This is a genomic window from Streptomyces sp. NPDC001027 (assembly GCF_040299045.1).
Classification (GTDB): Bacteria; Actinomycetota; Actinomycetes; order Streptomycetales; family Streptomycetaceae; genus Streptomyces.
In genome coordinates this window covers 1-6,763 of sequence record NZ_JBEPBI010000335.1, presented here as the reverse complement: position 1 = coordinate 6,763, position 6,763 = coordinate 1, and the positions used below count along the sequence as shown (strand labels likewise).

Genomic DNA, 6,763 nt, shown 5'->3' with positions numbered 1-6,763 from the left:
GGCACGGTCCACGGCTGGGCTCGTCGCCTCAGGCTTTCATCGACATCGTCACAACTTGGTCTGCAAGAGGGCGATGGCCAGGATGCCGGCCAAGGCCGTCAGCGAATTCGCTTCGAAGTCGACCTCAGGCGTTGCGGGGTCATCGACCCGGAAGTTGATCGGGGTACCGTTGTTGAGGGAGTCGACCATCTGCTTCGACGCATCGCTCCAACTGTTCATCAGGTCCGCTTCGGCCGAGTTGATCGTGTGGGAGCCGCCGTTGTTGGAGTTAAAGCTCGGCGCGAAGCCCGTCTGAATCGGGTCGAACCTGGCCCCCTCAGCGATGGCCGGGATGAACATCAGCAGCGCCTGCGCGACACTCCGCTGGTCAGTGGAGCTACGCATGTTCCTGAACGCTGTCGCCCACGAGGAAGAGTTGGCCTCTATGCCGGTTCGACCCCGGCCAGCGGCCGCTTCCAATTCGGTGTAGTTGCCACCGAAAGGAGCCTCCTCGAAGGGGAGGGGGTTGTTGCTGTCTGCGCCACGGTATCCGTCGTCATCACCCTTGAGGAAAATGACCTGGGCATCGCCGTTGACGTTCTGAGTGACCCAGCCGATGACGAACAAGTCCCGTGCCCGCATGATCAGGCGGAAACCCTGCCCGTCCGTCTGGCTGCTGGGCACATCGGGGTTCCGGACATTGATGCTGAACGTGTCGGTGGTGCTCGGGTCGGTTTGCAGGACTCCGTCGCGCAATACCCGCCCGCCAGTCGCCCGCTGCCGCACCTGGTCGATCATCTTGTTGTAGGCGCTCGCGCCACCGCTCATGTCCCAGGTGATGTCCTTCCCGTCATCAATGGCACTGGCTTTCTCCTGAAACTGAGGGACCACCAGGGCGGCACCGCCAAGGAGCATGGCACCGGCGAGGAAGAAAGCCAGGAACTTGCCGTTGAGCCAACGAGACCGGCGCCTGTGCTGGCGGCCGCTTCCGTTCGGTGATGCCGCCGAATCCATAACTGGTTGCATGTGCATGTGCTCTTTCTGCTCGCTGCGCTGTTCCGACTGCTACGGACCTGCGTGTCTGCAGCAGATGCCGCAGGATCGGCCGGGAGCAGGAGGCCCGTAAGGTGGGCTGTCCCCCCTGCTGTGATCGACAGGTTTGCTGATGATCGTGGGTGCGCGACAGAGTCAAATCTCCCTACCGGGCAGTTCGACGAGGCGTCAGATGACCTCTTGGCTGTGTCGCCAGTTGGATCATGGCGGCCCGGAATGACGGGGCCGACCACGTCGCCGTACAGGCGCTGGGCGAAGACCCGTTGTCCGCCCTCCGCGCGATTGCGGAGATCCTGCTCGCCCGATCTGCTCGAGACCGCGGCTGACCATCCACGCCGCCGGCGCGCAGGTCTCATGCACGCACAGCGCCGAGGAACCTCTCTACCAGCCGTGCGCTCTCCATCGCGGGTTCGGCTGCCCACCGCAGCACCCCGTCGTTTGCCTTGATCAGGAGCATGATGTCGTTCTCGTCGACGTCTTCTCGCAGGTCACCGGCAGCCTTGGCTGCGTCGAGCAGTTGGAGCAGGGCTCTTCCGGCCTCGGCACGGGACCGGCTGACCGGGCTGTCCGCAGGGAATCCGTAGAGGAACACCGCGGTGAACGCGCGGTCCTCCAGCTGCAGGCGCGCGAGGTGGTTGATGTGGTCGACCAGGCCCTGCCAGGGACTGGGGTTGGTCAGCGCCGCGCGCACTGAGTCCTCGCACCCGGTCCGCCGGTCGGAGAAGACGTAGGCCAGAAGGTCCTCGCGGGTGGGGAACCGCCGGTAGAGCGTGGCCGTGCCCACACCGGCACGGCTCGCGATCGCTTTCATCGGCGCGTCGGCCCCCAGTTCGCGGAACGCGGCCCGTGCCGCGTTCACGATGCGGTCCCGGTTGCCTTCCGCGTCGGAGCGCAGGGTTCGGCCCAGTTCGTCGTTGTCGGTCATACCACCATCTCGAAGGTAAGTGGGCAGGGGTGCCCACTTACGTGTTGCGGTCTTCAAGTGGGCGCCCTAGTCCACTTTTGCGGCCGAGGTCTGTCGTCCGGGCCCTGGCACGGCTCTTCGGCGACGGGTGAAAGGAAGATCGGTATGCGCGCATTGACCACGACGAATGACGGCACGGTGGAGTTTCACCGAGGTTCCGGAGCCCGCCCGTGCAGGCAGCGAACTGCTCGTACAGGTGACGGCTTCGACCGTCAGGAGGGGGGATCTGCACGCGGTCCGGCTCTCGCCGCCAGGAACGCCCATGGGCCTGGACGTGGCAGGCGTGGTCGTCGAGGCGGCGGCGGACGGCTCCGGGCCTTCAGCGGGCACCCGGGTCAGCAACAGCGAGGGACAGCGCGAGGCCGGCCGCGGCGTGCGGCGGCTGGGGCTGCTGGCACGCCTGGCCGAGACGAAGCTCATCGACCCGCAGGTCACCCGTACCGCCGCGTGGGAAGAGGCCCCCGACCTGCTGGCGGCCCTGGGACGACGCGAGCTGACGGGCCGGACGGTCGTGCGCGTCTCGTAGCCAGCGGCCGGTTCGACGACAGACGGTGTGGGCGGGTCGCACACTCCCCGAACCATGGACCTGCCCGCCCACGCCCGGGTCCCCCAACCCGCAGGAGAGAAATGAACATGCACGGCGCCGGGCCCCTCGTCCTGGGCACCAACACCTTCGGCTGGACGTCAGACGGCGAAGAGAGCTTCGCGGTGCTGGACGCCTTCGCCGAGGCGGGCGGCACAATGAGCTTCTTCGGGCTGGCCTCCGATCAGGTGACGGCCTGCAAAGCGCAACGAGCGAGGCCCCCGGCTGTTGATCGAGATGTCTGACGTCTCAACCACGCTGCTCGGGGGCCTCGTTGGTCATCCATCCTTGCCGCACTCGACCTGCCGCATGCACTTGTGGAATGGGTGACCATGCTGGTCGTCACCCGTGAGGGCGACCGGCGCTGCAGGCTGCGCCCGTCAAATTGCTCCACGCCCTGTTTTCGGGATGTGCCTGCAGGTGCGGTTCTCGGTGATCATGCGTCTCGGCGGCGGGCGGTGCCCATGCGCCCGGTGGCCAGAGCAGCCAGGAGCGCGATGGCGGCGGCCAGTGTCAGGCTGACGCGCAGCCCGTGGTGAAATCCGGCAGGGGCGGAGATCAGGGCGCCGAAGACAGCTACGGCCAGAGCGCCGCCGATCTGGCGACTGGTGTTGAATACCCCGCTGGCGGTGCCGGTTTGCGCGGTGGGTACATGCTCCAGCAGCAGGGCGGTGGTCGGGGGCATCACGAGCGGGCCAGCCATACCGACCGGGATCAGCAGCAGCGCGTTCGCCCACACCGGCACGGAAGCAGGTATCACCGCGAGGGCGATCGATCCGGCCGCGATCAGGATCAGCCCGGCGATGACCGGCACTCGAGGACCGGTGCGCTCGGCGATCCGCGCGGAGAACAGCGTCAGGAAGGCGCTGAGTAGCATCATCGGCAGGAACGCGAGTCCGGCGCCCAGTGCGGACAGGCCGTGCTGCTGCTGGAAATACAGGGAAAACAGGAACGGCAACCCATAGAAGCCGACCATGAAGGCGAAGCCGATGCCGGTGGCGACGACTACGGTCGGTGAGCGGAACAGGGTAAGGGGCACCATCGGGTGGGCCACCTTGGCCTGCGCTGTCACGAACGCGGCCAGCGCGACGATCGCAATGCCAAGGGAAACCAGAACCTGGGGGGCGGTGAACCCTGCGTCCCCGGCTTCGATCGCCCCGAAGGTGAGGCCGCCCATCGCGAGGATCGCCGTGATCTGACCGGTCCAGTCGAACGGGGCCGGGCGGGTCGGCGAGTGCGGGGTGCGGGACAGCAGGAGCAGGGTGAGGATGCCGACCGGCAGATTGATCCAGAAGATCCCCCGCCAGGAGACCAGGCTTAGCAGACCGCCGAGCACTGGGCCCGCGGCGGCAGCCATGGCGCCGCCCATCGCCCACATCCCCACTGCGCGTGCCCGGCGGGCCGGGTCAGGGAACGCCTGGCGCACCAGCGCCATCGACGTCGGCATGGTGACCGCCGCGCCGACGCCCTGCACGACGCGCGCGGCGATGAGTACCGGTAGCGACGGGGCCAGCCCACACACCACTGACGCGGCGATGAACAGGCCCAGGCCGCCGGCGAACGCCTTGCGCGCGCCGATCCGGTCCGAGAGAGCCCCGGCGGACAGCAGGAGCGCGGCGAACATCAGTGTGTAGGCGTCCACCACCCACTCCAGGCCGGTGATACCGCCGCCCAGCGCGTCACGGATCGAGGGCAGCGCGACGTTCACGATCGTCGCGTCCAGCGTGATCACGAAGAAGCCGAGGACGGAAGCGCCCAAGGTCGCGCTGGCATGCCGATCCGTCTTAGGCGCCCCTGCCTTCGACGGCCGGTGCGGCGAAGCGGTGAAAGGCATGACGGTACGTGGTCCTTCCTGAGACGAGGAGAGAGGTGCCGACCCTGCTGGCCCGGTCACACATCCAGAGAATCACGCACCCCATCTGACCTGGGAGTCCTTGTCCGGAGGGGTACTGGCGGGGACCCTCCGGGCCCGGAGGGTGACCTACGCTGAAGACGTGCCAGCCGACACCGCCCGCGAAGACATACGCCATTTCCTCACCAGCCGCCGCGCTCGCCTCACCCCGCAGCAAGCCGGCCTGCCCGACTTCGGCGGACGACGCCAGGTCAGCGGTCTGCGACGCTCAGAGGTCGCCCAGCTCGCAGCGATCAGCGTCGAGTACTACACCCGCTTGGAGCGCGGCAACGTCGGCGGCGTCTCCGAACAGATCCTTGACAGCCTCGCTACCGCCCTCCAACTCGACGACATCGAACGCGCTCACCTGGCCGCCCTCATCCGCGCTGCCAACGCCCCACACCATGCATCCGACCGCGACGGCGGCACCTCACACGTCCGTGACAGCCTCCAGCAAATCCTCGACGCCATGACCGGCGCCGCCGCCTTCGTCCGCAACGCCCACCTCGACGTCCTCGCCACCAACCAGCTCGCCCGCGCCCTGTACACGGACGCCTTCGACACCGAAGAGCAGCCGCCCAATCTGGCCCGCTTCGTTTTCCTCGCCCCGCGTGCCCGCCGCTTCTACCGCGACTGGAACGGCATCGCCCACAACGCCGTCGGCAGTCTGCGCGCCGAAGCCGCCCGCACACCAGGCAATACCGACCTCGTCGACCTCATCGACGAACTCGCCACCCACAGCGACGAGTTCGCCATGCGCTGGGACGCACACGACGTCAAGTACTACCGCAGTGGACAACAGCGCTTCCACCACCCCGCCGTGGGCGACCTCGACCTCGACTACGACGCCCTCGAAGTCCCTGCCGACCCTGGCCTGACGATCGTCACCTACACCCTCGCCCCCAGCTCCGCCCACGCACCTTCATTCCTTGGATTGCTAAAGCACAGCGAGGCTTCCGAGCCGACGAGCCCGGCGGCAAGCAACCACTTGCCTTGAGCCCAGACATCCGCCTGCCACCGGACCTGAAGAAATGCCATGCGCATGAGACAAGGCCGCCCATGATGACGTGAGACAGCGAAGAAGCTGGTCAATTGGACCATCCATCCCCGCACGCAGGCTGCCCCCCCCGCCGGGCTCGACGTCGAGATTTGGGGCGTCGTCCTGCTCGACCCCGTGGACCCTTCGAGCGCACGCCCGGCCGGGTGAGTTGGTCCACGCCACCGGCAGATGGCAAACCCGTAGATCCAGGGGCACGTCGCGCCGGTGCTGGGTCACCCGTCAGGCCCTCATGCCGCAGGTCCGCGGCATCCCGCCACGGCAGGGCAAGGCCAGGAAGGCATCGCCCTGTTCGTCCGCAACATCTGCGGTCCGGCCGAGAACTCACTGGAAGGCCGGCACGACTTCCTTGATGAAAAGCTCCAGGGACTTGCGCTTCTCCTCGTGCGGCAGGCTGTTGTCGATCCAGAAGCTGTACTCGTCGACACCGAGTTCCTGGTAGGAGCGCAGCCGCTCGATCACCTCGGCCGGGGTGCCGATCATGGCGGTCCGGTGCAGGGACTCCGGCGCGAACTCCGGGCGGCCCTCGAACTTCGACTCCGGGCTGGGCGGCAGGAAGCCGTTGACGGGGGTGGCCTTGTTGCCGAACCAGGCGTCGAAGGTGCGGTAGAAGCGGTTGATCGCCTCGGCGGCCGGGCGCCAGCCCTCGGGGTCGTCGGGGGAGTGGACATGGGTGTGGCGCAGGACCATCAGCTCGGGGCGCGCCACCTCCGGGTGGTTCGCCACGGCGGTGTCGAACTTCCGCTTGAGGTCGACGACTTCCTCGTCGCCCTTCATCAGCGGGGTCACCATGACGTTGCAGCCCTCGGCGACCGCGAAGTCGTGGGAGGCGGGGTCGCGCGCGGCGATCCACATCGGCGGGGTGGGCCGCTGCACCGGCTTGGGCACACTGGTCGAGGTCGGGAACTGCCAGATCTCGCCGTCGTGGGCGTAGTCGCCCTGCCACAACGCCCGTACGGCGGGCACGAGTTCACGCAGATGCTTGCCGCCGTCCGCGGCCGGCAGCCCGTCCGCCAGCCGGTCGAACTCGAACTGGTAGGCGCCCCGGGCGAGTCCGACCTCCATCCGGCCGTCGCTGATGACATCGAGCAGCGCGCACTCACCGGCGACCCGCAGCGGGTGCCAGAACGGGGCGATGATCGTCCCCGCGCCCAGCCGGATCGTCGAGGTCTTCGCGGCCAGATGCGCGAGCAGCGGCATCGGGCTCGGGGAGATCGTGTACTCCATCGAGTGGTG

The 6,763-nt window shown here is 67.7% G+C and carries 7 protein-coding genes and 1 pseudogene; 4 read left to right on the top strand and 4 right to left on the bottom strand.

Annotated elements, in window-relative coordinates:
- Nucleotides 1-48: 48 nt before the first annotated feature.
- Both ABT300_RS39815 and ABT300_RS39810 read right to left on the bottom strand, forming a co-directional pair.
- Nucleotides 49-1,011 carry a ribosome-inactivating family protein gene (locus ABT300_RS39815; protein WP_351686796.1) on the bottom strand — a complete coding sequence of 321 codons (963 nt, stop codon included), beginning with the start codon at nucleotides 1,009-1,011 and terminating at the stop codon, nucleotides 49-51.
- A 373-nt stretch (nucleotides 1,012-1,384) separates the two neighbouring features.
- Nucleotides 1,385-1,957: a TetR/AcrR family transcriptional regulator gene (locus tag ABT300_RS39810; RefSeq protein ID WP_351686793.1), complete on the bottom strand. Its 573-nt coding sequence runs from the start codon at nucleotides 1,955-1,957 to the stop codon at nucleotides 1,385-1,387.
- A 166-nt stretch (nucleotides 1,958-2,123) separates the two neighbouring features.
- Between ABT300_RS39810 and ABT300_RS39805 the strand changes: the two genes are divergently transcribed.
- The 3 genes and pseudogenes from ABT300_RS39805 to ABT300_RS39795 all read left to right on the top strand — a co-directional run.
- Nucleotides 2,124-2,522 carry an alcohol dehydrogenase catalytic domain-containing protein gene (locus ABT300_RS39805; RefSeq protein ID WP_502978093.1) on the top strand — a complete coding sequence of 133 codons (399 nt, stop codon included), beginning with the start codon at nucleotides 2,124-2,126 and terminating at the stop codon, nucleotides 2,520-2,522.
- 101 nt (nucleotides 2,523-2,623) lie between these two features.
- On the top strand, nucleotides 2,624-2,824 hold the full coding sequence (locus tag ABT300_RS39800) for a hypothetical protein (protein ID WP_351686799.1): 201 nt from the start codon (nucleotides 2,624-2,626) through the stop codon (nucleotides 2,822-2,824).
- A gap of 29 nt (nucleotides 2,825-2,853) precedes the next feature.
- Nucleotides 2,854-2,959, top strand: a pseudogene (locus tag ABT300_RS39795) (IS5/IS1182 family transposase); the annotation flags it as partial.
- A gap of 56 nt (nucleotides 2,960-3,015) precedes the next feature.
- Here the strand turns inward: ABT300_RS39795 and ABT300_RS39790 are convergent.
- A complete protein-coding gene (locus ABT300_RS39790) occupies nucleotides 3,016-4,413 on the bottom strand; it encodes an MFS transporter (RefSeq protein WP_351686789.1) in 1,398 nt (465 codons plus the stop codon).
- 160 nt (nucleotides 4,414-4,573) lie between these two features.
- Between ABT300_RS39790 and ABT300_RS39785 the strand changes: the two genes are divergently transcribed.
- On the top strand, nucleotides 4,574-5,467 hold the full coding sequence (locus ABT300_RS39785; protein WP_351686785.1) for a helix-turn-helix transcriptional regulator: 894 nt from the start codon (nucleotides 4,574-4,576) through the stop codon (nucleotides 5,465-5,467).
- Between the two features lie 384 nt (nucleotides 5,468-5,851).
- Here ABT300_RS39785 and ABT300_RS39780 read toward each other — a convergent pair.
- The coding region (locus ABT300_RS39780; RefSeq protein ID WP_351686783.1) for an LLM class flavin-dependent oxidoreductase at nucleotides 5,852-6,763 on the bottom strand (912 nt) is incomplete at its 5' end.